This is a genomic window from Priestia sp. FSL W8-0524, assembly GCF_038005965.1.
Taxonomy (GTDB): Bacteria; Bacillota; Bacilli; order Bacillales; family Bacillaceae_H; genus Priestia; species Priestia zanthoxyli.
The window spans coordinates 1,234,556-1,261,033 of record NZ_JBBOUG010000001.1 but is presented as its reverse complement, the minus strand read 5'-3'; the positions used below and the strand labels follow the sequence as shown (position 1 = coordinate 1,261,033).

The window sequence follows — 26,478 nt, the reverse complement described above, 5'->3', positions numbered from 1 at the left end:
TGTTTTGCATTTTTTAGTCTTCTTTTCGTTTAAACGTATTTGGCATCACCACTGCCACAACTTCTCCAGTCGCAACAACGATATCATTCGCGTATACTTCTGTTTTAACTTTCCATTTCTTCGGGTGAATTTCTTCAACCGTTCCTATCGCTTTTAGTACTTCACCCTGTGGCGTTGGTTTTTTAAAATCTACGTGGAGAGAACCGGTAACAAACCGCGGCGGCTCTGCTGAATCTCCTATTTCGCAGCCATTTTTACGGTATAGAGCAAGAGATGCAGAGCCTGTTCCATGACAATCAATCAGTGATGCAAGAAGTCCGCCATATACAAATCCTGGTATAGCTGTATGTTCAGGCTTAGGTGTATAAAGGGTAATTGTTTTTTCTCCTAGCCATCCTGTCCGAAAATGATAGCCGTCTTGATTTAATCGGCCGCAGCCGTAACACCATGCAAAATCATCCGGATATTCGTCTTGAATCGCTTTTACTACTTTTTCCATGGTTCACCACTCCTTTTTTCGGAATATTTTAACACATTTTCTCTTACAATCGTTAGAACTAAACGGACTATTTTCAAGCTTACATAACTAAAAATCTTAGAAGAAAAGCCTCACTTAAAAAATAAGTGAGGCCTTATCGTTAAAATTCTTCATAGACAGCGGGGTCTTGATTATTAAGTCTTCCATCTTCGCGGTTCAATTTTGAAAGAATATTCATCTCCGTTTCATCTAAAGAAAATGAAAAAATCGATATGTTTTCAAGCTGCCGCTTGCGAGATGACGATTTTGGGATTGAAATGGCGCCTAGCTGATAATGCCATCGCAAAATCACTTGTGAAACTGTCTTATTATGACGGTCTGCAATTTGTTTAATTGTTTCATTTTCTAAAACAGCACTCGCTCGTCCTAGTGGACTCCAAGATTCAATTTGAATATTTTTCTCTTGATACCAATTTCGATATTGATGTTGATTAAAAAAAGGATGCAGTTCTATTTGATTGATGCTTGGTAAAATGCCGGTCTCTTTTTCCAAGCGCTCAATATGCTCGGGAAGAAAATTACAAACACCAATTGAACGAATCAAGCCCCAGCGCTTCGCATCAATCAGTGCTTGCCAAGCTTCTACATAATGATCTTGTTTAGGATTAGGCCAATGAATAAGATACAAATCGTAATAGTCTAAATTCGCCCGATATAAAGATTCTTGAATGGTAGGAATTGCTTTGTCATACGTATGGTATCGCCCTGGGAGTTTAGAGGTAACAAATAGTTCTTGTCTAGAAACCGGTGTTTTTCGGAGAGCTTGCCCCACAGTGCCTTCATTTTCGTAATTATAAGCAGTATCGATTAAACGATACCCTACATCAATCGCACTCGTTATAGCGTTGACTCCTTCATTTCCGTTAAGCTTGTATGTACCAAAACCTATAGCAGGCAAGGTTACCCCGTCATTAAGGGTTATTTCAGGAATTACTTTACTCATTATTATCCACTCCTTTCGATCATGCCCTAAGGTTAGCATATATTATCCAATACTTGAATAAATTTGCATCACTCCTTTTCACAAAGGAGTGATGCTTTTAAAACAATCCAAAAAGCGATTACGGAGAAACCTCCGTTTTAAACTCGTTAACTTCGCACTTTTCTGCTTCTTTCTTGTTTTTAGTTAACGTAAAGAAAGCTACAAAACCTAAAAGCGCCGTACTAAATAAGATAGCAGCCATCGGAATCGCTGTTGTTTCGTTAATCCCTACTAAAGGAGAAACAATTGATCCTAAAGTTAATGGAAGCATACCTAACACGGCACTCGCACTCCCTGCTCTATGTCCTTGATTTTTCATTGCCAATGTCACCGAGCCTGTGATCGTCATTCCTATAGAGATCATGTAAATAAAAATGGGAATAACAATCGTAGCAAGCGGTCCTTTAAGCATAGTCATGATAAGAAGTACGCTAGTAGCACTTACAGCCGTAATCACGGCAATGCGAAGCAGGCTTCTTTCATGGATAATTCCGCTAAAGCGCCCAATAATAAAGCTTCCAGTCACAATAGCCAAGCCGTTAATACCAAACAAAATGCTAAAAACTTGCGGAGAAACATGGTATATCCCTTGATAGACAAATGGAGTGCCTGATACATAAGCAAAGCTTCCTCCATGGACCAGTCCGATAATTAGGGCATACCCAATAAAAGAACGGTCTTGTAATAAACTGCCCATTGTGCTAACAGAATGACCAATTGAACTTGGTGTTCTATTTTCAATGGGCAAAGTTTCTTTTAAACGCATTGAGATTGTTAAAACAATTAAAAGACCTATTAAACTTAAAAACAAGAAAATAGTATGCCAGCTTGCAAAAGGAAGAAGTAAAATAGCACCTCCGGCCATTGGTGCTATCATTGGTGCAAAGGCATTGATAACCATTAACAGAGCAAAAAACTTCGTAAGTTCTCTTCCGCTAAAAACGTCTCTGACAATGGCGCGAGAAAGAACAACTCCTGCCGAAGCCGTAAACCCCTGCAAAAAGCGTGCGATAACTAAAGCCGTGATAGTAGGAGCCAGTGCACAGAGCAATGACGATAACATAAATAAAGAGATGGAGATGAGTAAAGGTCCTTTTCGTCCCTTTGCATCACTGATTGGACCAATCACGATTTGACCAACGGCAAGTCCTAGTAAACACGATGTTAAGCTAAGCTGTACAAGTGAAGCTCGCGCATCTAAATGATCAGCAATAGCAGGAAAACTTGGCAAATACATATCGATATTAAGCGGACCTAATATCGCAAGCGTGCTGAGAAGAAACGCTAATCCTAGACGTTTTTTTCCAGTTGGATTATGAAGCATAATAGCAGAGCACCTTCCTTACTTAAATATTGTATTTTCACAGATAACCTCTAGTCTATTGAAAGGCACCCCTTCTGTCTAGGACATTTGTCTAGAGATGCAGATAAAGTTCCACTGGCAAAGAAGGAGGTATGAGTAACTACAACTACATACGGTTAACATAAAAAACAGCGCTTGAAATTCCTCCAAGCGCTGTTTTTTTATATACTATCTAATGCCTGCTGTAAATCTCTCATAATATCTTCCCAAGCTTCCAGCCCAACTGATAAACGAAGAAGTTCATTTGAGATGCCCATTTCTTTTCGAGCTTCTTCCGGCACAACTGCATGCGTCATCGAGGCAGGATGCTGAATAAGTGTTTCAGCATCGCCAAGACTCACCGCGATGGAAATGAGCTTAAGCTGATTCACCACTTTTACGGTTTCTTTATAACCGCCTTCCACTTCAAAAGAGAGAAGCCCCCCTCCTTTTTTCATTTGCTTTTTCGTGAGAGAATGAGCAGTGCTGTTTTTATCCCCTGGATAATAAACGGCTTTTACCTTGGGATGGAGACTTAATTGTTTTGCGATATGTTCAGCATTCTCACAGTGGCGATCCATTCGAACGGCCAGTGTTTTTAAGCCTCGGAGTAACAGCCACGCATCAAATGGTGAAAGAATACCTCCAATATCTTTTTGCGTCGTTTTGCGCAGTACGGAAATAACCTCTTTGTCCCCTACTACAATTCCTGCCACAACATCTCCGTGTCCACCAATAAATTTAGTTGCGCTATGAATAACTAAGTCGCATCCAAGCTTCAGCGGCTGCTGCAAATAAGGAGTTGAAAAGGTATTGTCTACTACCACGGGAATTCCTTTTTGTTTGGCGATACAAGTCACTAACTCTAAATCTACTAAAGTCATAGTCGGGTTAATCGGTGTTTCAATATAAATACATGCTGTATCTTCTTTGATAGCAGCAAGAATTTCTTCCTCAGTTTCCAAGTTGGAAAAAGAATGATGGATTTGATATTTTTCCTCAAGCATTTCCAGTAAACCAAACGTGCATCCATACACTCCTTTAGAACATAAAATATGATCGCCTGCTTTTGTAAGTCCAATCAATACAGCCGATACTGCAGCCATTCCTGATCCAAATGCCAAAGCGGCTTCGCCTTCTTCAAGCTGTGCCATACGCTCTTCTAAAATGGTGACCGTTGGATTAGATAACCGAGAATATACATAACCATTTTCTTCTCCGCTAAATCGGTTTGCACCTTGTTCTAGAGATGAAAATGTAAATGTAGACGTTTGATAAATAGGTGGAGCTAAACTATCAAAATGATGTTTTGATTCGTACCCTGCGTGAATGGCTTTTGTTTCAAACTGATATTTCTTTTTTTCGTTCATACAGCTTCCCCCTTATGAAAACAAGCGCTGTGTCATTTTTAAAATTGTAAGCGTTTTCTTTTATTATATTTCTCTTTTCTTTTTTCGTTCCCTGCCTATCTATGTAGATAATTCCACCGTAGAGAAGGAAGCGACATGCACACTGCATCTCGCTTTACTTCATCATTTGTTTAATTAGTATTGAATTACGCTTTTTAAATACTTCATTATGAGAAGAAACCATAGCTGTCTTAGCAGCAGAGGGCTGAACGAATTGTTTTGCTTTGTTTACGGCATTAGCAGCATCTTGAAAAGCGCCGGTAATCAGATGGACTTTTCCTTCGTGCATGAGAATATCTCCAGCTGCATATACACCTTCTACAGACGTTTCGCTTGCTGCATTACCTGCAACGTAATAGTCATCAATGGTTTTGATATGTAGTTCGCTGTTTTTTAACAGCTCTGTATCTCTTTTATAACCGTGATTAATGATAACTTCGTCAATCGATAAATAAGAAACCTCACCGGTTTGATGATTAGTCAGCTCAACTTTTTCAATAAATTCATGCGTCGCATCAGCCACTAATTTTGTAATAGATGTGTTAAGCAGACACCGAGCCGAACTGTTTATTAATTGTCTTACTTGTGCTTCATGACCGTTTAGTTCACTGTTTCGGTACGTAATATATACCTTTTTAGCAACGGGCTCTAGCTCATTTGCCCAATCAATGGCTGAATTGCCTCCCCCGGAAACAATCACCGTTTTATTTTTAAAATGCTGCAGAGATTTAACCGTATAGTTTAAGTTTGATATTTCAAATCGTTCTGCTCCTTCAATTTTGAGCTTTTGCGGATTTAAAATACCTCCTCCAACAGCAAGGATAATGGTTTTAGAGTAATGATGTTCACCTGAAGAACCCGTCAGCTGGAAAATACCATCTTTCAAGCGAGAAATGGATTCAATCTTCTCATCTAAAACAACAGTCGGATCAAACGTCAGTCCTTGTTCCACAAGCTGTTCAATAAGCTTCGCACCGGAAATAGGCGTTTGGCCCCCTACATCCCAAATCATTTTTTCAGGATAAACGTGAAGTTTTCCGCCTAGTTTTGGCTGATATTCAATCAGCTTTGTTTTCATTTCCCTTAGCCCGCTATAAAAGGCAGAATAAAGGCCAGCCGGTCCCCCGCCTATAATTGTCACATCAAAAAGTTCATTGTGTATCATGCACGTTCACTCCTCGTAATCAATTGTCATTGATTATCATTCTCATTTAAATATACATCTTCTTCAACGTTTTGACAATAAAAATAACTATTGACATCCGGAAACGTTCGAATTATAGTATGTAAAGTAAACGATACTGATAATCATTATCAAGTATTTGTTGTATTAAATGTAAACGGAGGGTCAGATATGGTTCGCCTATATACAGAGAAATTACATATTAGTTATGGTGAACGTCTAATAGTAAAGAATTTAAGCGTTAACATTCCAGACAAAAAGATTACTACAATTATTGGTTCAAACGGATGCGGCAAATCAACGCTTTTGAAAGCCATTACCCGCATTATTTCTCATCAATCCGGTTCCGTTATTTTAGACGGCGAAAACATTTCAACAGAACATACAAAAGCACTCGCTAAAAAAATGGCTATTCTCCCTCAAACCCCTGAAAGTGCTAAAGGCTTAACGGTGGGAGAACTTGTATCTTATGGGCGATTTCCCTATCAAAAGGGGTTTGGGCGTCTATCAAAAGAAGATTATCAAACGATTGACTGGGCGCTTGAAGTAACCGGAACAAAAGATTACAAGTTTCGTCCTGTAGATTCTCTTTCAGGCGGTCAGCGCCAGCGAGTGTGGATTGCGATGGCTTTAGCTCAAGAAACCGATATTATATTTCTTGATGAGCCGACTACCTACTTGGATATGGCTCATCAGTTAGAAGTGCTTGAGCTGCTTCAAAAATTAAACAAAGAGCAGGGACGTACAGTTGTAATGGTGCTTCATGATCTAAATCAAGCCGCTCGCTTTGCGGATTATATTATCGCTTTAAAAAATGGTGAAATTGTCAAAGCCGGAAAATGTGAAGAAGTCATTACGCAGGACGTTCTAAAAAAAGTGTTTCATATCGACGCTGAAATTGGACGAGATCCGAGAACAAATAAACCAATGTGCATCACGTATAACTTATTAAGAGGAGATAACTAAATGAAAAAATTATTGCTTCCATTCATGCTTATATTCGTATTACTTATTAGTGCCTGCAGCAGCGGTTCAACTGAAAGCAAAAATGATTCTAGCAAAAACAGCGAATCCAAGACGATCACATATCAATCTGAAGACGGCCCTGTAAAAGTTCCGGCTAATCCGAAACGTGTTGTTGTGTTAGGTTCCTATGCAGGTAACGTACTTTCTTTAGGTGTTAACATTGTCGGAGTAGACTCATGGTCTAAAATGAATCCCCGCTTTGAAAAGAAATTAAAAGGCGTGGAAGAAGTATCAGACGAAAATTTAGAAAAGATCATTGAATTAAAGCCTGACTTAATTATTGGCTTATCTACTACAAAAAATATTGATAAATTGAAAAAAATTGCCCCTACTGTCACGTATACATACGATAAAGTAGATTACCTTACTCAGCATGTAGAAATTGGAAAGCTATTAAATAAAGAAAAAGAAGCACAATCATGGGTAGACGACTTTAAAAAGCGTGCGGCAAAAGCTGGTTCTGATATCAAAGCTAAAATTGGCGAAGATAGCACGGTTTCAGTTATTGAGAACTTTGACAAGCAGCTTTATGTGTTTGGGGATAACTGGGGACGCGGAACGGAGATTCTTTATCAAGAAATGAAATTAAAAATGCCGGAGAAAGTAAAGAAAATGGCTTTGAAAGATGGATACTATGCGATTTCGCCAGAAGTTCTTCCTGAATATGCCGGAGATTATTTAATCTTTAGCAAAAACCAAGATGGAGATACATCATTTGAGAAAACAGATACGTACAAAAATATTCCTGCTGTAAAGAATAATCACGTATTTGAAGCAAATGCAAAAGAATTTTATTTTAATGATCCAATCACATTAGATTATCAACTAGATTTCTTTACTCAAAAATTTCTTGGCAAGTAATTCATTCAAGAGGAATTCTTTTTAGAATTCCTCTTACTTTGTTTTACTAAATTTATTCTTACATGAAAAGATGGGTGTGTTATGAAAAAAGACAATCAGCGTTTCATTCCTTTTTTATACAAATTAATAGGTATGCTGCTCGTATTCATCATAATGTTTGTTTCTTCAATGGTTTTTGGCGCTGCTGACATATCGATAAAAGATGTATGGCTAGCACTTTCATCAAGCAGTGTAAACGAACAGATTTCGATCATCAGAGATATTCGTTTACCTCGTGAAATCGCCGCTGTTTTTGTGGGGGCTGCTTTATCAGTATCAGGGGCTATTATGCAAGGTATGACAAGAAACCCACTTGCAGATCCAGGACTTTTAGGGTTAACGTCTGGCGCAAATGCGGCTTTAGCTGTAACAATTGCCTTGACCCCTGCTATAAATTATTTGGGTATTACGATTGCTTGCTTTATAGGAGCCGGGGTTGGCGCAATCCTAGTGTTTGGGATTGCTGCTCTAAAAAGAGGAGGATTTTCTCCGCTTCGAATTGTACTAGCGGGAGCTGCCGTTTCAGCATTTCTTTATGCCATTGGAGAAGGCGTTGGTATTTATTTCAAAATTTCAAAAGATATATCGATGTGGACTGCTGGGGGAATGGTAGGCACTTCTTGGGAACAGCTTCAAATCATTGTTCCTTTTATTCTCGGAGGTATATTCATTGCCCTTTTGCTTTCTCGGCAGCTTACTATTCTGAGTTTAAATGAAGAAGTGGCTGTAGGATTGGGCCAGCAAACGACAAAAGTCAAAACCATTTTATTTGTCATCATGATTCTTCTTGCGGGTGCTTCTGTTGCGCTAGTGGGAAACATGGTGTTTATCGGCTTGATGATTCCTCATATTGTACGAGGAATTGTAGGAACTGACTATCGTTTTATTATCCCTATGTCCGCTATCACTGGCGCAGCGTTTATGCTGCTCGCTGATACATTGGCTCGAACGGTCAGTGCTCCTTATGAAACACCGATAGCAGCAGTTGTATCGATGATTGGTTTACCTTTCTTTTTAGTCATTGTTCGTAAAGGAGGAAAAGCATTCTCATGATTCACCCAGCGCTTATTAGAAAACAACGAATAATTATGATGCTGCTCACTGTTTTGATTCTTGGAACGGTTGTGATAGGAATGGGACTCGGTGATGCACCCCTTCCTTACAATAAAGTGTTTCCTACTCTTTTTGGCAAAGGGAATTTTACAGATGAGTTCGTCCTTTTTTCAATTCGACTTCCGCGGATTATCATTACGCTTCTAGCAGGAATGGCTCTAGCTTTATCAGGAGCTATCTTACAAGGTGTTACGCGCAATGATTTAGCGGAACCTGGGATTATAGGAATTAATTCAGGAGCAGGAGCCGCAATTGCTGTGTTCTTTTTATTTTCCCCAATTGAAGCAGGCTCTTTCGTTTATGCCCTTCCGCTGGTAGGCTTTATCGGCGCCTTGTTGACAGCTGGTCTTATCTATCTTTGTGCATATAGTAAAAGCCAAGGACTGCAGCCTGTAAAGTTGATTTTAACAGGCGTAGGTTTTTCAATGGCTCTTTCTGGAATGATGGTGGTGATTATGTCATCAGCTGATCGGGTTAAAGTTGATTTTATTGCTAAATGGATTGCAGGGAGCATCTGGGGGACAGACTGGCCTTTTATATGGGCTCTTCTACCTTGGCTTCTTGTCTTGATTCCTTTTATATTGTACAAAGCAAACTCATTAAACATTTTTAATTTAAATGAAGCTGCAGCTATTGGAGTCGGAATTTCTCTGGAGAAAGAACGTGTAACATTGCTTTTAGCCGCGGTGGCATTAGCGGCAGCCGCGGTTTCAGTGACGGGCGGCGTGGCTTTTATTGGACTTCTTGCTCCTCATATTGCTAAAGGCTTAGTAGGACCGAGAAGTCAGCTTTTTATTCCCGTTGCTATTCTACTTGGCGGTTGGCTTTTGCTGATTGCAGATACGATAGGACATAACATTGCCAATCCTAACGGTATACCGGCAGGAATTATTGCCGCCGTAATCGGTGCTCCTTATTTTGTTTATTTGCTTTTGAAAAAATAATAAGCAGACGCGCTTTTTCAGAAAGCGCGTCTAGTTATTATTTTTTTTGTCTTTCATCTGCAGCGTTCGCTCTAGCCTGTGCTTCTAAATCGTCTTGGTCTGCTAATTCACGCGAAAACTCTTCGTCCACTCCATCTGCTTTAGATGCAGGATAATCTGCTACCTTTTTTAATTGTTTCTTCAACTCTTTTTCATTCATAATGAACACTCCTTTATTCTAGACTGTTATTAGTATGCGTTTGTCGTTTCTGCACTATGTGGAGAAAGAAGGAATTTTACCAATAAGACCGAAAGCATACGTAATAAGAAAAAGAAAGGACGTTTTATATGATCATCATTATTACGCTCTCTATTATCATTGTATTTGTTATTTTACTGCTGTGCGTAGTTACCACCTCAAAAGCTTATGATTATAAACATACCGTAGATCCGCTTACAAAAAAACAACACGAAAAAAAGTAGGTGCGCTCGTTTCACACCTACTTTTTTTATTAGCCCTGCAGTGATTTTAAATCATGATCGTTCAATTGAAATGCTTGCTTAATTTTGTCTTCTAAGTTTTTTGTTACTCTTCTCTTCCCAACTTCAACCAGGGCGATTAAAGAAAAACTGCAGTTCACTGCTTGAGCGAAGTTTCGCTGATTCATATTGTAGTTTTTTCGAATGTTTTTTACCATCTCTTTATCCATTTACACTCACTCCGCATAACTCAATATACTTTTTTTATTCCTCTTCAAGTCACATGTTCATCTAGCTGCCGACAGAGCGTAAGAAATTGCTGCTGCTCTTCTTCTTTGTAGCATGCAAACAGTTTTTCAACCCTTTGCTGCATGTCTTTCTCAGCCGCTTGAATCACTTGTTTTCCCTTGCTTGTAAGCTCAACCATAACTTTACGCCGATCTTCTTTTGAATGGTAGCGCTCCACAAGATTCAGTTCATACAAACGTGTAATTGATGCTGTGATAACGCTTGGGCTCGCCTTCATTTCGTCTGCCACTTTGGTCACAGGCATTGTACGTGCACGTTCAACAGTCAGTAAAATATGATATTGAAAAGGGGTAATTCTGTAATGCTGTAAAAGGCTTTTTACATTTGTCATTACTTTTTTGTTTAAAGATATTGAAATTCTTTGAATTTCTTCACCAAATATCAATGGATCCATCCACCTCACCGCCCCTTTCTCTCCAACATGTTTTATGATGAACTTTTGATTCTATAGCACTTTATGAATTTATACTTTTTGGAGCTGGAAGCATACGAATATCTTCCTCTTGAGCTTTTGATTTCTTTTCTTCGACTACTTTATCTTTACGTACGTCACGAAGGAAGAAACTTAAAATTAAACCGATAACAGAAATCGCTGTTGCCCAATAAAAAGCATCGTTAATACCTTGAATCGTACCTTGCTGCGTCATTTTTCCAGATAAAATCGTCAGCGCTTGCTGCTGAGCTTGATCTTGTGATAAATGCAAAGTAGCAGCTACTTTTTGTACAAATAAATGAAAGCTATTCATAAAGAATGGATCAGACGTATTCATGGAACTGCTGATTTCATTTACATGATACGTTGTACGGTTTGTAAAAATGGTCGTCATTAAACTAATACCAATTGAACCACTTACTTGACGAAGCGTATTAGACATTGACGTTCCGTGACTGCTTAGTCTCTGCGGAAGCTGATTCAAACCGGCTGTCATAATTGGCATCATTAAAAGTGACATACCAAACGAGCGGATAATATAAATCGCTAAAATATGATTAAACGGTGTATCCATCGTCAGCTTCGTAAATTCAAACGTTGAAATAGATGTAATAAACATACCAACGATTGCTAGCGGACGAGGTCCCACTTTATCAAACAATGTACCTGAAATCGGCGACATAACCAGCATAACAAGTGCGCCAGGAAGCAACAGCAGTCCTGAATCAAAAGCAGAATATCCGCGGATATTTTGCAAGTAAATTGGAAGCAAGAACATACCTGCGTACATACTGATTGTAATCGCAATACTAATAATATTTGATAGTGAAAAAATATTATATTTAAACACGCGCATATCCAATAGCGGCTTTTCAGATTTAATTTGTTGAAGAACAAATATAATTAAAAGAACTGCCCCACCAATGATTGTAGAAAGAACAACTGAATCCGTCCAGCCGTCATTTCCAGCTTCACTAAATCCGTAAAGCAATAATCCCATACCTGCAAGTGATGTCACAACTGAAGGCATGTGAACTTTTACATCCTTTGGAGGCTGAATGTCTTTTAATTGAAAGAAAGCAATAATTAATACAATCGCACCTAATGGCACCATGCCGTTAAAAAGGATGTGCCAATCATAGTTTTGAATAACCCATCCAGATAATGTTGGACCAATAGCCGGTGCGAACATCATGGCTAATCCAAAAATACCCATCCCTTTTCCTCGCATGTGAGGAGGGAAAATAAACACAATAATGGTCATAACAAGAGGCGATAAGACACCTCCGCCAATAGCTTGAATTAAACGGCCGGTAAGCATAATCGAAAATGTAGGTGCAATTCCGCAAATCAATGACCCTACTGTAAAACAAACCATTGCAAATAAGAACAAGCGACGCACACCAAATCGTTCAATTAAAAAAGCTGAAAGCGGAATTAACGCCCCGTTCACAAGCATATATCCAGTTAACAACCACTGAGCTGTATTTGCGGTTACGCCAAACTCAGTAATTAAATGCGGGATGGCTACGTTTAGTAACGTTTGATTTAATATTGCAAGAAACAAACCAAGCATTAAAACAATCAATAGCGGAATATGCTTTTTGATGGATCCATCACTTGTGTTTTCTATACTGGCTGTCATCATATTTCCTCCCTTCTTGAACTGTTGTAGTAAGAATTAGTCTTTTGAAATTTTTACTTCAGCGTTCATTCCTGGTAGCACATGCTCTGAATAATTAGAAATAGAGATTTTTACAGGAACCGTTTGAGATACTTTTGTGTAGTTTCCATCTGAGCTTGAGTTCGATGTTAAAGATGAAAGTGAATTAGTTGCATATCCCACTTCTTCAACTTTACCGTCAATTTTTGTACTACTGTCTCCATCTACTGTTACATCTACATCGTCGCCCTCTTTAATATCCTTAAGCTGATCCTCTTTGATATTCGCTACGATAAATAGATCTTTCATATCTACTTCGGTTGCAATTTGCTGTCCAGCTTGAACCATTTGATTTTCTTTTACATTTGTTTGAATAATTTTTCCATCTGCTGGTACTGTAGCAGCTACAGAGCCTTTTTCAGCTTGAATCTTAGCAATTTCAGCATCTTTTGATACATCATTTCCTTCTTCCACTGTCCAGCTTGCTACCTTACCTGCTGCAGGTGCAACTACGTTGTATACATCTCCAGATACTTTAGCGTTATCCGTTGTAATATAGTTGGATTTTTGAACGTAATAATATCCTCCTCCAATTAATAAAGCTAAAATAACGATGATTCCAATAAAATTTGTTACCATTAAGCGACTTCTAGACATTCATTACTCCTCCTTAATACTTCACTAATAAAATTACTTTTTGATATAGCTTTTTCATAAAGATATTATCTCCATCTATTAGGAGATATGTTTCTTTATAATCATCCATTTGGTTAACTACCTAAATAACTTTATCATAAAGATATTTTTTCGTAAAGATATTAATTTAAAAATAATAATGGGGGTTAAAGATAATCGTTTCCATCCTTTACAATTGTTTCATTTTATTTTAGAGTTAGTTTATATATGTCCGTAGTGTACAAGGAGATGGAAGCTAGCATGGATAACAATGTAGAATCAAAAATTGAACACCTTTATCAAATTAACACATCTTTTTTTCAATATATGCGACATTTAGTCGAAGAAACATTAAAAACGCAGCCTTATCACTTAACACCCACTAAATTTTATATCTTAAACTACATTGCCAGCGGTACAAAGTATATGGTGGCAGATATTTCAAATAAACTTCACTTAACCTCGGGCGCTACAACTAGCTTATTAAATCAATTGGAAGAAGAATCTCTCATTCAGCGCGTGCGAGACGAAAAAGACCGGAGAGTCGTGTGGGTTTCATTGACCGATGAATCCAAACAGCTTGTTTCAATGATTACAGAGAAGCGAAATGTATTTTTAAAAGATATGCTAGCAGCTCTAACTGTAGAAGAACAAGAAGAATATTTTCGCTTGTTAAATAAAATGGATGCCCTTTTGAGCGATAAATATGGATTTTCTTATTAGGATACCTAAAGGAGCTCCGTTTCGAATAGAAACGGAGCTCCTTTTTTATTTTAGAGAGCCGAATTCATTAATGTAGCTGCTTTGTCAGGAAAATCGATAAAAGGATTTCGGTTGCCTTGCAATTCAAAAATTGCTGCATTGCGATGTTTTTCATAAAGTGAAACGGTAAATTCTTCATGCCATTTTAGTAAAAGAGGAAGATCTACTCGTGAAGAGTCAATTTTATTATGATAGCGAATTAAAAAATAAAGCGTAGCTCGAGCGACAATTCCTTTTCCATATTCGGGTTCAAACTTACCTTTTTCTGATTTGCCGCACCCTTCTTTCACATCTGATTGCTTAACTTCCGGTGTATAATCCGGGAAGTCAATATAAGAGGAATTACCTCTTCGGCTGTTACAAGAAGGTTCACACGCAAACAAATGATGCAAATCGCCTCTCATAGGCTCTTGTTTTCCAAACCAAGATTGCGGGACAACGTGCTCACAGTTTAGCAATATATCATTGCTTGAAACAGATGAGTGACTAAGCGACTGAAGTGCATCAATATCTTGCTGTATCGCTTCTAACGGATCCATACCTTTCCCTGAATACAGACTCTTCAGCTCTCCATTCTCCTGTAGATCCACCCATGGATATACATATTTATGCGGCGAATAACTCAGCAAATGCTGATGCGTTTCCGTTAACAAAGCTTGCATGGCTTCTCTTTCAAAGAGAGTACCTCGATAATAAAGATTTTTACTCTCTTCATCCGTCTTTTCATCATAATAGCTTCGTTTGTTTACGTATTCGTGATAAAGGGCTTTTGCCTGCTGTTTTTCCACCATTAATATATCTAAACTGCTTTTCATCCCATCACCTCTGAAGTCATTTGACGTTGAATTTCACGCAATAGCTTTTCAACAATGGTCAAGTGCACAAACCCGTTTCCTACTTCTCTTGGTGATTCATTTAATGGAAGTGTTCTTCTGATTAACTGTGCGTAAAGCTCTGGTTCTGTAAGTTCTCTTCCAAACGTTTCATTTGAAAGAACTTTTATCAATGCCAAAGCTCCCGCCACGTGAGGCGTGGCCATAGAAGTTCCGCTCAGTGCGGCATACTTTCCATTCAAGTAGGTTGATATGATCTTCTCCCCCGGAGCCACTACGTCCACTTCATTGTTTGAGTTGGAAAATATCGAAGAACGTTTCTTTAGATCAACCGCTCCTACGCTAATCACTTCATTATATGAGCCTGGGTATGCAAACTCATCTGTGGAGCTTTCTCCATCTCCTTCATTTCCCGCTGCGCAGACAACTAAAATATTCTGATCAACAGCATCCTGAATCGCTTCATGCAGTTCAGGTACATCGGCCGGACCTCCAAGTGACATTGAAATGATATCTACTTTTTGCTGGATGGCGTAGGTAATACCTTGAATAATCCATTCATATTGACCTGAACCATTCCCATCAAGTACTTTCAGAATAAGTAAATTCACCTCAGGAGCCACTCCTACAACGCCCGCTCCATTATGAGCTGCTGCAATTGTGCCTGCTACGTGAGTACCGTGACCATTATAGTCTTGATAAACATCAGGATTTTGCTGATCATCGTGCGTAAAATTTCTTCCTCCAATAATTCGCTCCTGCAAATCTGGGTGTGTAACCTCACAGCCAGTATCCAAAACCGCTACGGTTATTCCCTGTCCTTTTGTTTGCTTCCATACTTCCTCTGCTCCAATTAGAGCCACTCCTTGTGGGACTTCATTAAATTGACTTAATTGTTCAACTACTTGAAATGGGATAATGCGCACTTTGTTCTTCATTTAGATTCCCCCTGCAGGATTAAATGGAAGCTAGTTCATGGTGGGATCACTTTTAATCGCTTATTTTTGGAGTTCACTCATCGAGGTTTGTTGCTTCTAAACTTATTATAACACAAAAACAGAACACACGTTTGTGTTTTTGTGATTTTTTTTTAAAAAATAAACAAAAAGCAGAAGCGAAATTTCCGCCTCTGCTTTCTTTTATTGTTGGTCTTTAGAAGAATCAGGCACGGCACATTGACCATCTGCACAAAAGGCATCATCTGCGCCTTCTGGAGACAAACTCTTCAAAGCGGGAGTCGGATTTTCTTCTTCCCATACTTGTTGGAGAGCTCCTACAAATGTTTCGACTGGCTGTGCACCTGAAATCGCATATTTTTGATTAATAACAAAATACGGAACGCCGCTAATGCCATATTGCTGAGCCGTTGCTTCATCACTGCGCACTTCATTTGCATATGCGTTTTTATCTGCAAGAATTTGACGTGCTTCTTCTCGATCAAGACCTGCATCTTCAGCAAGAGCAATCAGCGTCGCTTCTTCACCTAGATGTTTTGATTCAGTAAAATATGCATATAAGAGTTTTTCTGTAATAGCTGCTTCTTTTCCTTGAGCTTTTGCAAATTTTGCTAAACGATGAGCGTCAAACGTATTAGTTGGCTTCATATCGTCAAAATTAAAGGATAATCCCACACCAGCTGCCTGCTGTCCGATCCCTTCATTTGCTTGCTTCGCTTGTTCAATGGTCATTCCATATTTAGCAGCAAGAGCTTCATTAATCGTTTTACCAGTATTAACTGAAGCATTTGGATCTAGCTCAAAGCTTTTAAATTCAACCTGCACGTCATCTTTGTGTGCAAACTGCTGAAGCGCTTGCTCTAATCGACGCTTTCCAATATAACAAAAAGGACAGACAAAATCTGACCAAACTTCTATTTTCATCGTGACACCTCTTCAATTCAAGATAATTCTTATCGTAGCATACCTTTGAATAATTTCCATCATAACTTGCTCAAACAAAGCAAAAAACACGGTGTTGATTTACATACTAAGTGTATTGAATCAGCACCGTGTTTTTATCTCACTTATTTTAAATTCATTGCTTTTAAAAGATCATCATGTAAATACGTATTTTCATATTAGCTAATCAATACTTGGTGGAACTTCAAGCCAGCCTTTTTTAATCATAATTTCCGTCGCTTCGCTTGCATATTGAAACGCATCTTCTCCTATCAGCATCATTTTAGCAACAATATCTCTTCGAAAACTAAATGCTGCTCCAAATGCCTGACTTCCAATACTAAAATTACTTAGTAAAATATCGCATGTCAGCATCAAACGATCAGAAAAAGCAGGCGTTTCAGAAGTCGTGATGCTTCCTGTTGAGGCAACAGAAGGTGAAATATCGTCTTGTATAATTATTTCTTCTAGACGCGTAATAATCTTTTTACTGAGCTCTTTTCCTTTCAAAAAATGCTTTTTGACTTCGGTATCTTTAGCCGTTTGAGAAAAAGCCTTCATTAACTTCATCCCCACAATGTTTGTTTCGACCCCGTGATAAAGCTGAGCTAGCTCTATCGTATTTAATACTCTTTTATCCGCAAATACATTTAAGCCGCTCAAATATTTTCTGTCAGAAACAAACTCAACGGTGGTTGGCATCGGAATATAGGGTGGACGTGATAAAATCCCTTTTTTCAGTAAATACTGCGTACAGGAATCATAACAATGTTGCGTAATCTTTGTTAAATCTTGATAAAATTTCACCACATCTTCTCTGTAGGCCTTACCTAAACTTAATGTATACATCCCCATACTAATTTCTTTAATAACACGAAGAAACATAATATCAAATCCATTAGTAAATAGTTTTGGAGCCTGTATGTTTACGTCTTGAGATGAAAGCCCGGTTGGCACTACGGCTCCTTCTTTTTCAAATATTGTTTTTATCTTTCGTATGTATATAATAAGCTGCTCACGCAAATCTGTCATAATTGTTTTAGCATCTTCATCGTCTGCATGTTCAATCATATAATCCAACAAGCAAATGATTAACGTTTTCTGCTGATATGTCATCCACAGCGTTCCAATTTCACTTGAGGTAATACTAGGTTTGTCAGGCACTGTTACTTTCCTCCGCTTCTTGAGCTTTGTTGAGTGCTTTTATCGCTCAAAAGAGAACATACTCATTGTACGTTTACTTACCATTATGCTATCCAACATTCTTTTTTTTATTTAACCCGCTGATCTATAGTTTTTGAGCAACAAAAAAACAGCTCCGCACTTACAGAACTGTTTTTTATCTTAAGCACGAAACGAGTACTCAACACCTGTTAAGTCCTCAGATACGCTCCATAGTTTTTCCGCTACGTCCGGTTTAAATAAAACATCTCCCATCATATCTTTTACAGGATATCCTTTTTTAGCATCTTTTCCGTCTGGCCCAATATATGTACCGCCTTCTATTGATTCAGTGGCTGCATAAAGAGTAGGCAGCGCGCCCATTTCTGCAGATTGACTAAATAGCTTGACTAAAAATTTCAACAAGCCGTTTGGTTCTTTTCCTGAACCGCGTGATAATAGGTTTGTATTTGAAATACCCGGATGTACAGCGGCACTAATTGTCGTTGATCCGGCTGCTTCTAAGCGAATTTGCAATTCTTTGGCAAACAATAGGTTGGCGAGTTTGCTTTGTCTATAGAACTTCATTGGACTGTAGCCTTTTTCTCCGTCGAGATTATCAAAATAGATTTCTCCAGAATTAGCGGCTATACTGCTTACCGTTACGACACGTGAATGTGGAGTGGCCGTTAGTAAAGGAAGCAGCAAGCCCGTAAGTGCAAAATGTCCTAAATGATTACAGCCAAACTGCAGTTCAAATCCGTCTTTCGTTTTGCTGTGAGGCGGCACCATCACGCCTGCATTATTAATGAGAAGATCCAAAGACGAGTATTGTTGAAGAAATTGATTGGCAAAATGCCGAATAGAGCTCAAGTCACTAAGATCTAATGACATAATAGTCACTTTAGCATTTCCGTTATCCGCTTTAATTCTTTTCTTAGCTTCTTTCCCTTTTGCTTCATTACGCACAGCAAGAATGATTTCTGCTCCGCGAGCTGCTAGAGCCTTTGCAGCTTCAAACCCAATACCGCTGTTTCCTCCCGTTATAAGGGCAGTTTTCCCCGTTAGATCAGGCATTCGTTCAGCTGTCCATTTTGTTTTCATATAAAGTTCTCCCTTTCAGCTATAGCTGCTTTTCTAGAATTTACGCGTCTCGGTCACATACGTTTTTAGAAATTAAAGTATGTATAAATTATAATGTTTTCAAAACAAAAGGGACAAGCTTTTTAAAAGCTTGTCCTTTTTATATGTTTATGTGGTTCGCGGCGAATCGTAGCGCCCAAACCAGTCGTACCTGTTTGTGGATATCCATTTGTATAGCGGACTAAACGCTTTTTTCATTAATGGTAAATGCAGAAGCACGCCGATTGGACATGTAAGAGGCAAAACAGCTAAAAGCCGTCTGACCGTTTCAAATCCTGCTAATACTTCCCCTTTTTTGGTGACCATATGAATTTGATCATATAAGTCTCTTCCTTCTTCTTTTAAGTAGCTATACTCCGTTCGCTCAATGTATTGAACTGGAATCCACTGGATTTGGTTCGTCCAGTCCAGCGCTTTAATTATTTTTTTTACGTTGTAACATAAAGGACATTCCGCATCAAAAAATACTTTGTGCTTCATTGTTTCCACCTTTCTTCCCTTATTTCTTTTTCCTTAGTTTATAAATACCCTTTTCTCATTTTTAATAACCATCATTAAGAGGTACTTCTTGTGCAGCCTGGCTTTAAAGCGAACATTTTTTGTGGAGTTTCTTTTGTGAAGCCGCGAAAGAAGATAGGATTTTTTTATAAAATATCACTTTTTTGGTTTAAAGCGCTAAAAACATGTTAGAATAGATTTCATATTGATTTGAAGCACTAGATGCACGCATTTAGTCGCATACTAAAAAGAACTGAATAAATCCAATGATAAAAGGTAAAGGTAATGTCTTCATAAACTTATCATGGAAGTAGGTTTATAAATAACGATGAAAAAAGGAGGGCTGGGTGATTGCTTTTACCCATTTCATATAAGCTTTTTTACGTAAGGATGTGTAAACGATGAAAAATAAGTACATGCTGTCAGCTTCAGGTATGTATATTAACTATTTTCTACTTGGCATGGTCAATATCATGCTTGCATCAAATATGTCATTTTTGACAAAACAATTAAATACCGACGGTGCTGGAATCAGCTATATCATTTCTGCTATCGGAATTGGAAAATTGCTTTCATATTCTCTATCAGGCATCTTGTCTGATAAAGTCGGACGAAAACCTTTGATTATTGTTTCGTCTCTGACGATGGCTATTTTCTTAATTGGCATTCCATTATCGCCAAATTATCAAACAGCCTTTATCTTTGCCATTATTGCTGGTATTGCAAACTCTGCTATGGACGCTGGAACATACCCTGCTTTGATTGAAGTTTTTCCTAAATCTTCAGGTTCAGCCAGTGTTCTTGTAAAAGCATTTATATCAGCTGGAGCAGCGCTTCTGCCGTTTATGATTGCCTTTTTTGCGGATCGTGATTTGTTTTATGGGTATGCTTTTTTCCTTCCCGCTCTTATTTATTTACTAAATATGATCTTTATGTTCAAACTGCCTTTTCCCAATCATAAACGCGAACAGAATACAGTTCAACAGCAAAGTACAGAAGAGAATAAATTTATCTCTCCTCCTAACATGAAACAAGAAGGAATCGCTCTTATTGTGATTGGATTTACTTCTACAGCTCTGTTTACAGTGGCTCAAATTTGGCTTCCTACTTATGGTCAACAAGTATTAGGTATGGCTGAAAGCAGCTCGGTTCGCCTTTTAAGCTACTACAGCATCGGAGCTTTAATCTCTGTTTTAGTATTAGCCGTATTATTAAGCAAAGTGCTTCGTCCTGTAACGGTTATTCTCGTTTACCCGATGATTACCCTTATCGCTGTACTTACGCTTCTATTTGTTAAAGTACCTGCTATTGCAATTGCAGCTGCTTTTTTCATGGGATTTTCTACGGCTGGGGTCTTTCAATTAGCGATTACCGTTATGACCGAGCTTTTCTGGAACAAAAAAGGAACGGTTACAGGAATTGTAGCGACCGCTGCTGGATTAGCTGCAATTTTATTGCCTTTAGCAACAGGGCTCATGTCTAAAACGGGACATATTTCAATTATCTTTATCTTTGATGCGATGCTTTCAGTAGTAGGTATGGCGGCGGCGGCTTTTGTTAATTACCGCTACCGCAAAATTTTAAATAAAAAGCCCCGCGAACAAATTCAAGAAACAGCCTCATAAAAAAGAGGCTGGGGCAAAAGTATTTTAGAGAAAGTAAAAAAAACGAACCATTAATGAATGGTTCGTTTTTTGTTATGGTGAACGTATGTGTCATTTCTTTAGGTCCTTCTAGCAGTTGATTGGAGGGCAAGGCGAAGACTTGCACGGAAATCAACTGCTGTGTCACAAGCAGTGCAGCTCATGCATACTATTTGTTTGTCTTTAGATTAGATTAATTTGGTAATATCTCAACCTCTTCTTAACTTTTCAGCTCACTTCCTCAGCTGATTTTTGCTTCATCAATAGAAACATTACACCTGAAATAACCGCAAAAACAGCTAAAATGTAAAAAGTAGAAGGCAACGGAATCACACTAACTAGTGACCCCATAGCTAAGCTGCTGACAACTGCTGAAGTTTGTATAGCTGTCATATATGCCGTCGTGGCTAGTCCAATTTGACGCGGGGCCAGTGACTGAGCATACACCATGCCAACTCCCATTGTAGCGGATAGAATGAAAGCATAAAATACTTGAAGCGCAATCAATCCACTCAGCGGTAAATGAAGGCTTGTTAAAACAAAATAAAGCACTTGGCAAGCTATGCCGATAACAAAGAAGCGTTTGACTCCGATTTTATCAGAAAAATAGCCTCCTAACGGCATAAATATTAGTTCAAAAACAGACGTAACGGTAAAAAGAATTCCTACAATCGAAACGGATTGCTTTAACGTATCCGTTATATACAGCGGCAAATACATAGAACGTCCGGAATCACCCGCAAAAATGAAAAGAGCCGCTACGAATACAGCTATTAATACAGAAGGTATACCAGCTGGCGCTTTTGAAGATGCATGTGCTGAAGGTTGAGGCATACTGTCTTCTTTAAGCGCAAAAAGAACCCACACTAAAGTTGCCAGCGATAACAACCCTGATAGTAAAAATAAAAGAGTATACCCTCCGTGGTCAATGATTAAAGCTCCGAGCATCGGTCCAAAAATATAGCCTTGTGAAAATGCCATTCGCACAGTACCGGTAATCGTACCTGCCTGCGATTTACTTTCTTCCTTTTTAACAATAAAATCATTCAGCAGAGCAAAGAAAAAAGAAAACGCATTAAACCCTCCTATAGCAAGTAAAATGAGTGCTATTGTATAAGAATGCGTAAACGCTAAGGGAACTCTTGAAATGGTTCCAATCAGTAAGGCCCAAATAATAAATGGCTTTCGTTTTCCCCATTTGTCTGATAAAGAAGCCAAATAAAACGAGACGATTAAACCAAGAATGCTCATTGGGACAAATAAAAATCCTGCTTGAAACGAAGTGGCGTGCAATGTATTTGTTGCCCAAACCGTTAAATAAGGCATAAAGCCGCCAACAGACAACCCAATAATAAATAATGAAATAAAAATCGTTCGAAAATCCCGGTCTGTAAATACAATCTTTATGCCTGATACAAACGAATTTTCTGCTTTCGACATAAACTCATTTCAACCCTTTCTATCCAGTTCTATCCAGCTGTCAAACGTTCCATTTTCGCAAAAAAACGCACCTTTCTTCAAGAAACAGTAGAAGAAAGGTGTGTAAATGAAGGTTATTTTCCAATTTGTACAGCAATTTTTTCTTTTTGTTCTTCCTTGTTGATCAGCTCTTTGAATTTAGTTAAAAGAGGTGCTTTTAATTCTTCATCTTTTAACGCAAAAGCAAGGGTCGTAAAAATAAAATCTAATTTTTCCCCTGCATCATAACGTTCGCCTTCGAATTCGTAAGCATAAATAGAACGGTCTATATTCATACGCTGAATAGCATCCGTTAGCTGAATCTCCCCACCTTTTCCAGCTTCCTGCGTTTCAAGATAATCAAAAATGTCAGGTGTAAATACATAGCGTCCAATAATTCCTAAATTAGACGGAGCTTCTTCGACTGATGGTTTTTCTACAAAACCATTCACTTCGTATAATCGGTTTTTATTTGCTTTTGGATCTATAATCCCGTAACGATGAACGGCTTCTTCCTCTACGCGCTGCACGCCGATAACCGACGATCCCGTTTGGGTATACTGGTCAATCAGCTGTTTTAAACAAGGCTGATCTGGGTCTGTTAAGTCATCTCCAAGTAAAACTGCAAACGGTTCGTTTCCAATAAATTGTCGAGCACAGCCAATCGCATGGCCAAGGCCCTTCATTTCTTTTTGACGAACGTAATGAATATTCGCTAGTTCAGAGATATGCTCCATTTCCTCTAATAGTTCGGTCTTTCCTTTTTGATGAAGCAAGTGTTCTAATTGAATATTATGGTCAAAATGATTTTCAATCGCTTGTTTTCCGTTTCCTGTAACAATTAAAATATCTTCGATGCCTGATTTTAAGGCTTCTTCCACAATAAATTGAATGACGGGCTTATTTACAATTGGAAGCATTTCTTTTGGGATAGATTTTGTAACGGGTAAAAAACGAGTACCTAACCCTGCTGCTGGTATAACTGCTTTTTTTATAGTCTGCATATGATTTACTCCTCTCTGTTAGTTATCTAGCTGTCTTACATCTATTACGCTTTAACAGGCACCATCTTGAAAATTTCTTTCACACCTTGCTTGTATCCTCCCGCTGAGCGAAGTGATTCTCCGATTTGTTGTGCATGCTGTTTATATGTGTGAGTAGTTAAAACGTCGTTAACTGTATTTTTGATTAGCTCAGCAGATACATTATTTTTATCTAATTTCACGCCTGCTCCTAACTCCTGCACGCGATCGCCCACCATAAATTGATCCACTGCCATTGGAATAACGACAAGCGGTGTATCGTAGTATAATCCTTCACTGCTGCTGTTCATTCCGCCGTGAGTAATAAATAAATCCGCACGTTTTAAAATTTCTAGCTGCGGTACGTATTGTTTTACAACGAAGTTTTCTGGAATGTGTGCTAATTCTTCAGGTTTTGTATTTTTACCAATAGATAAAATAACTTTACCCTCAAAATCTTTTAATGCTTCTATACATAAGTTATAGATTTCTAGCTGCTGATTAAAAATAGTTCCCATAGAAACAAAAATAATTTTTTCATTTTCATTTTGTAAGTAAGAAGGATCTTCAATATCTAATCGTTTAACAATTGAAGGACCAATAAACTTGTACTCACTCGTAAATTCAGATACGTGCGGCTGAAAGAATTCTGACGTAAATATTAACGTAATATCCCCTGGATTTGACATAATGTCCATGGAGTCTTTTAACTCCGTATTATATTGGCTGTTGAACTTATTTAATGATTTTTCGAATTGAGGATAAAAGGAAGATTGGTCAGGTTCTGTTTGACCACTTGGCATCATACAAGTTGCTAACTCCTTATTTAACGCAAACGTCGTACAAAGAGAAACCTTTGGAAGCTGAAGAAGGTCGGCCACAGCGGAACCTGCTAAAAGGTGATAATCATAAAGTACATAATCATATGTTTCATGTTTCGTTTCACTCATAATTTTAGTAATAATATTTTCAGATTCATTTAAAAACAAATTCATTATTTCATAGCGGTCATAAGACTCTTCTTTGGTCATACGGTTGCTCATATCAAGACTTGGACGAAAATCTTCGTATTCACGAAATTCCGCTCCTGCTTTTCGGATTTTTTCAGCATAGTCTTCAATGCCGTAATAGACGACCTTCTCCCCTTGAGCCATTAATTCTTTTACAATTCCTAAAGAAGGGTTCACATGTCCTTCACCTGGAAAGCCTATTACTAATACATTTCCCATAACATCCATTCCTTTCACTTAGTTAATAATTAAATCACTTAATTATTCATTTGGTAAATTTATTGTATAGAAACTGAATTTACTATAAATTATCTTTATCGTAAAGTCATTAAGCGTTTCCAACTAAAAAAAGGTTAAATAGGCTCATTTTGGAATATAGTTATAAATTAACTCAAGAAAAACAAATATTGTAAAATTTATCTTGTTTGTAAATAGATGTATGCGCTTCATTATGATGCAAATGAAAAACGCACCTCGCTAAATCAAGCAAAAGGTGCGTTTTTTATTTAAAAGTTATATAACTCCCATATATCTGATGTTTCTGAACCAATATACCAAGCTGCCGCCCCGCCTAAATGATAGTCATTAATTAATTTAACCCGGCGCTGCATAGATGCTTTGTCTTCGAGCCATATTTGATGCTTCGTACCATTTTCGGTGTATTCTACATAGTACTGAGAGGCTTGGCTGTCCCATTTTTTAGTTAACTTTTTAGAAGAGATAATTGCTTCGGCTTCTTTCATCGTTAAGTCTTTTGTGACAACTTTTTTGGTAGATAGATCCGTTTTCCATTCTCGCGTATAAAAAGGAACTCCCAGCAGGATTTTGTGTGCAGGTACATCTTTCATAAGAAGTTCTGTTCCTTCTTTCACCCAAGGCAGCGAAGCCACAGACCCTGGAACCTGACTTCCTCCCCAGTGTTCTTCATAACCCATCATAATGACGTAATCTGCCACTTGACCAATCTGTTTTCGATCAAAGCTTCCTGACCAAAACGGATCATTATTCTCTCGTGTTACGTCTACTGAAACGGTCATACCATGAGGCTTTAACGCTGCTTTTAATTCTTTAATAAATAAAACAAAATCTTGTTTGTTTTTGATATTAATATTTTCAAAGTCAACGTTAATACCGTCACTGTTTGTTTTCACAAGCGAACTTTCGACTGACGATACAAGCTTTTGCCGCTTTGCTTTATTGCCTAGGACGTCACTTGTCAGCACATCATCGAAATTGTTACCGATGAGCGGCCAGACTTTTTTGCCGTTTTTGTGAGCCGTTTGAACATATGATGGATTTATAGAAGATGAAACAACTTTGTCACTCCGCGTTAGCGTAAACCAGCGTGGTGAAACAACGTCTAAGTTCTTTTGTTTCATCGATTCTGCATAGCCTGCTGTTTTTTCATTAAAGCTCCAGCCCATAACTACTGGCTGATGCTTCTTTTGTGCTAAATCAGATTTTTTGATCCAGCCCTTTTTCCCTTCCAAAAGCTGTACTTGTACATAGTAATCAGGAATAATAAGCATTTGTCCAGGCTTAATATTTGTTGATGATAGCTGATTTAACTTTGTTAATTCAGTCGCTTTTACACCGTACTTTACAGAGATTTTCCAAAGCGTATCTCCTGATACTACTTTATGTAACAAGCCTTTTGGTGGTATTTTCAGCGTTTGCCCCGGAGTTAGCTCCGTCGTTTTTAGCTGATTTTGTTTTATTAGCTCGCTGACTGTTACACCATATTGTTTAGCTAGTAGCCATAGTGTATTTCCTGGCACTACTTTATGGGTGATAACTTGAGCTGCATCTCCCGCTTCAGATGAAATAGCAGGAAACTCTTCTCCTTTTTTCACTGTCTGAACAATCGAAGAATGCAAAGATGGAGAACGATACACATTTACATTATCACCTTTGACAGTGCCTACTGAAGAAGCAGCGTCTCCTTTACTTATTGGGGCCAATCCTCCACTGAAAAGACAGAGAATAAGTAGGCTCATACATATTTTCTTCATTTGATAATCTCGCCTCCCCACTTTTTGACATCACCTGTCTAGTTTACTACTCCTATAAGATA

General features: G+C 38.2%; 27 protein-coding genes. 7 read left to right on the top strand and 20 right to left on the bottom strand.

What is annotated here, in order from left to right; all coding sequences use genetic code 11:
- Positions 1-13: 13 nt before the first annotated feature.
- The 5 genes from NST66_RS06265 to NST66_RS06245 form a co-directional block, all read right to left on the bottom strand.
- Positions 14-499: a PaaI family thioesterase gene (locus tag NST66_RS06265; RefSeq protein WP_034266606.1), complete on the bottom strand. Its 486-nt coding sequence runs from the start codon at positions 497-499 to the stop codon at positions 14-16.
- Between the two features lie 139 nt (positions 500-638).
- Positions 639-1,481, bottom strand: coding sequence for an aldo/keto reductase (locus NST66_RS06260; RefSeq protein WP_049163729.1), 843 nt, complete (start codon positions 1,479-1,481; stop codon positions 639-641).
- 118 nt (positions 1,482-1,599) lie between these two features.
- Positions 1,600-2,844 carry a Bcr/CflA family efflux MFS transporter gene (locus tag NST66_RS06255; RefSeq protein WP_328132594.1) on the bottom strand — a complete coding sequence of 415 codons (1,245 nt, stop codon included), beginning with the start codon at positions 2,842-2,844 and terminating at the stop codon, positions 1,600-1,602.
- A gap of 200 nt (positions 2,845-3,044) precedes the next feature.
- Positions 3,045-4,232 (bottom strand): methionine gamma-lyase, encoded by a 1,188-nt coding sequence (gene megL / locus NST66_RS06250; protein WP_340843205.1) that lies wholly within the window; start codon positions 4,230-4,232, stop codon positions 3,045-3,047.
- Positions 4,233-4,386: 154 nt separating this feature from the next.
- Complete coding sequence (locus tag NST66_RS06245) at positions 4,387-5,436, bottom strand: NAD(P)/FAD-dependent oxidoreductase (protein WP_028413977.1); 1,050 nt, start codon at positions 5,434-5,436, stop codon at positions 4,387-4,389.
- A 189-nt stretch (positions 5,437-5,625) separates the two neighbouring features.
- Here NST66_RS06245 and NST66_RS06240 point away from each other — a divergent pair, with 189 nt between their 5' ends.
- The 4 genes from NST66_RS06240 (at position 5,626) to NST66_RS06225 (ending at position 9,437) form a co-directional block, all read left to right on the top strand.
- Positions 5,626-6,420, top strand: a complete 795-nt coding sequence (locus tag NST66_RS06240) for an ABC transporter ATP-binding protein (RefSeq protein ID WP_028413978.1) — start codon at positions 5,626-5,628, stop codon at positions 6,418-6,420.
- Complete coding sequence (locus tag NST66_RS06235; RefSeq protein ID WP_028413979.1) at positions 6,421-7,341, top strand: iron-hydroxamate ABC transporter substrate-binding protein; 921 nt, start codon at positions 6,421-6,423, stop codon at positions 7,339-7,341. It begins immediately after the preceding gene.
- A gap of 81 nt (positions 7,342-7,422) precedes the next feature.
- A complete protein-coding gene (locus NST66_RS06230; RefSeq protein ID WP_154991520.1) occupies positions 7,423-8,433 on the top strand; it encodes a FecCD family ABC transporter permease in 1,011 nt (336 codons plus the stop codon).
- Complete coding sequence (locus NST66_RS06225) at positions 8,430-9,437, top strand: FecCD family ABC transporter permease (protein ID WP_028413981.1); 1,008 nt, start codon at positions 8,430-8,432, stop codon at positions 9,435-9,437. The genes NST66_RS06230 and NST66_RS06225 overlap by 4 nt, the downstream gene beginning before the upstream one ends.
- A 37-nt stretch (positions 9,438-9,474) precedes the next feature.
- Here NST66_RS06225 and NST66_RS06220 read toward each other — a convergent pair whose 3' ends face one another.
- Complete coding sequence (locus tag NST66_RS06220; protein WP_074894520.1) at positions 9,475-9,636, bottom strand: YfhD family protein; 162 nt, start codon at positions 9,634-9,636, stop codon at positions 9,475-9,477.
- A 128-nt stretch (positions 9,637-9,764) separates the two neighbouring features.
- On the opposite strand from NST66_RS06220, the gene ytzI reads away from it, so the two are divergent.
- On the top strand, positions 9,765-9,899 hold the full coding sequence (gene ytzI, locus NST66_RS06215) for a YtzI protein (RefSeq protein WP_080754395.1): 135 nt from the start codon (positions 9,765-9,767) through the stop codon (positions 9,897-9,899).
- A 29-nt stretch (positions 9,900-9,928) separates the two neighbouring features.
- Here ytzI and NST66_RS06210 read toward each other — a convergent pair whose 3' ends face one another.
- The 4 genes from NST66_RS06210 to NST66_RS06195 form a co-directional block, all read right to left on the bottom strand.
- On the bottom strand, positions 9,929-10,126 hold the full coding sequence (locus NST66_RS06210) for a helix-turn-helix domain-containing protein (RefSeq protein WP_028413982.1): 198 nt from the start codon (positions 10,124-10,126) through the stop codon (positions 9,929-9,931).
- Positions 10,127-10,170: 44 nt separating this feature from the next.
- Positions 10,171-10,599: a MarR family winged helix-turn-helix transcriptional regulator gene (locus NST66_RS06205; RefSeq protein ID WP_033578478.1), complete on the bottom strand. Its 429-nt coding sequence runs from the start codon at positions 10,597-10,599 to the stop codon at positions 10,171-10,173.
- A gap of 61 nt (positions 10,600-10,660) precedes the next feature.
- Positions 10,661-12,286, bottom strand: a complete 1,626-nt coding sequence (locus NST66_RS06200) for a DHA2 family efflux MFS transporter permease subunit (protein ID WP_033578477.1) — start codon at positions 12,284-12,286, stop codon at positions 10,661-10,663.
- Between the two features lie 33 nt (positions 12,287-12,319).
- Positions 12,320-12,958, bottom strand: a complete 639-nt coding sequence (locus NST66_RS06195) for an HlyD family efflux transporter periplasmic adaptor subunit (RefSeq protein ID WP_028413985.1) — start codon at positions 12,956-12,958, stop codon at positions 12,320-12,322.
- Positions 12,959-13,237: 279 nt separating this feature from the next.
- Here NST66_RS06195 and NST66_RS06190 point away from each other — a divergent pair, with 279 nt between their 5' ends.
- Complete coding sequence (locus tag NST66_RS06190; RefSeq protein ID WP_033578476.1) at positions 13,238-13,699, top strand: MarR family winged helix-turn-helix transcriptional regulator; 462 nt, start codon at positions 13,238-13,240, stop codon at positions 13,697-13,699.
- A gap of 50 nt (positions 13,700-13,749) precedes the next feature.
- Here NST66_RS06190 and NST66_RS06185 read toward each other — a convergent pair whose 3' ends face one another.
- From NST66_RS06185 to NST66_RS06160, 6 genes are all read right to left on the bottom strand, one after another.
- Positions 13,750-14,553: an endonuclease I family protein gene (locus tag NST66_RS06185; RefSeq protein ID WP_033578475.1), complete on the bottom strand. Its 804-nt coding sequence runs from the start codon at positions 14,551-14,553 to the stop codon at positions 13,750-13,752.
- Complete coding sequence (locus NST66_RS06180; protein WP_033578474.1) at positions 14,550-15,509, bottom strand: S8 family peptidase; 960 nt, start codon at positions 15,507-15,509, stop codon at positions 14,550-14,552. Before NST66_RS06180 ends, NST66_RS06185 begins: the two co-directional genes overlap by 4 nt.
- A 201-nt stretch (positions 15,510-15,710) precedes the next feature.
- Complete coding sequence (locus NST66_RS06175; RefSeq protein WP_028413989.1) at positions 15,711-16,451, bottom strand: DsbA family oxidoreductase; 741 nt, start codon at positions 16,449-16,451, stop codon at positions 15,711-15,713.
- A 201-nt stretch (positions 16,452-16,652) separates the two neighbouring features.
- A complete protein-coding gene (locus tag NST66_RS06170) occupies positions 16,653-17,633 on the bottom strand; it encodes a DUF3231 family protein (RefSeq protein ID WP_098113442.1) in 981 nt (326 codons plus the stop codon).
- Positions 17,634-17,813: 180 nt separating this feature from the next.
- Positions 17,814-18,734: an oxidoreductase gene (locus tag NST66_RS06165; protein ID WP_034266589.1), complete on the bottom strand. Its 921-nt coding sequence runs from the start codon at positions 18,732-18,734 to the stop codon at positions 17,814-17,816.
- A gap of 147 nt (positions 18,735-18,881) precedes the next feature.
- Entirely contained in the window at positions 18,882-19,253 is a 372-nt protein-coding gene (locus NST66_RS06160; protein WP_028413991.1) for a thiol-disulfide oxidoreductase DCC family protein, read from the bottom strand.
- Between the two features lie 419 nt (positions 19,254-19,672).
- Here NST66_RS06160 and NST66_RS06155 point away from each other — a divergent pair, with 419 nt between their 5' ends.
- Positions 19,673-20,896, top strand: coding sequence for an MFS transporter (locus NST66_RS06155; protein ID WP_028413992.1), 1,224 nt, complete (start codon positions 19,673-19,675; stop codon positions 20,894-20,896).
- Positions 20,897-21,142: 246 nt separating this feature from the next.
- Here NST66_RS06155 and NST66_RS06150 read toward each other — a convergent pair whose 3' ends face one another.
- The 4 genes from NST66_RS06150 to NST66_RS06135 form a co-directional block, all read right to left on the bottom strand.
- On the bottom strand, positions 21,143-22,354 hold the full coding sequence (locus tag NST66_RS06150) for an MFS transporter (protein ID WP_033578470.1): 1,212 nt from the start codon (positions 22,352-22,354) through the stop codon (positions 21,143-21,145).
- A gap of 113 nt (positions 22,355-22,467) precedes the next feature.
- Positions 22,468-23,376 carry a UTP--glucose-1-phosphate uridylyltransferase GalU gene (galU, locus tag NST66_RS06145; protein ID WP_028413994.1) on the bottom strand — a complete coding sequence of 303 codons (909 nt, stop codon included), beginning with the start codon at positions 23,374-23,376 and terminating at the stop codon, positions 22,468-22,470.
- 44 nt (positions 23,377-23,420) lie between these two features.
- A complete protein-coding gene (locus tag NST66_RS06140; RefSeq protein ID WP_033578469.1) occupies positions 23,421-24,623 on the bottom strand; it encodes a macrolide family glycosyltransferase in 1,203 nt (400 codons plus the stop codon).
- A gap of 287 nt (positions 24,624-24,910) precedes the next feature.
- Positions 24,911-26,416 carry a LysM peptidoglycan-binding domain-containing protein gene (locus tag NST66_RS06135; protein WP_230624615.1) on the bottom strand — a complete coding sequence of 502 codons (1,506 nt, stop codon included), beginning with the start codon at positions 26,414-26,416 and terminating at the stop codon, positions 24,911-24,913.
- Between the last annotated feature and the right edge of the window lie 62 nt (positions 26,417-26,478).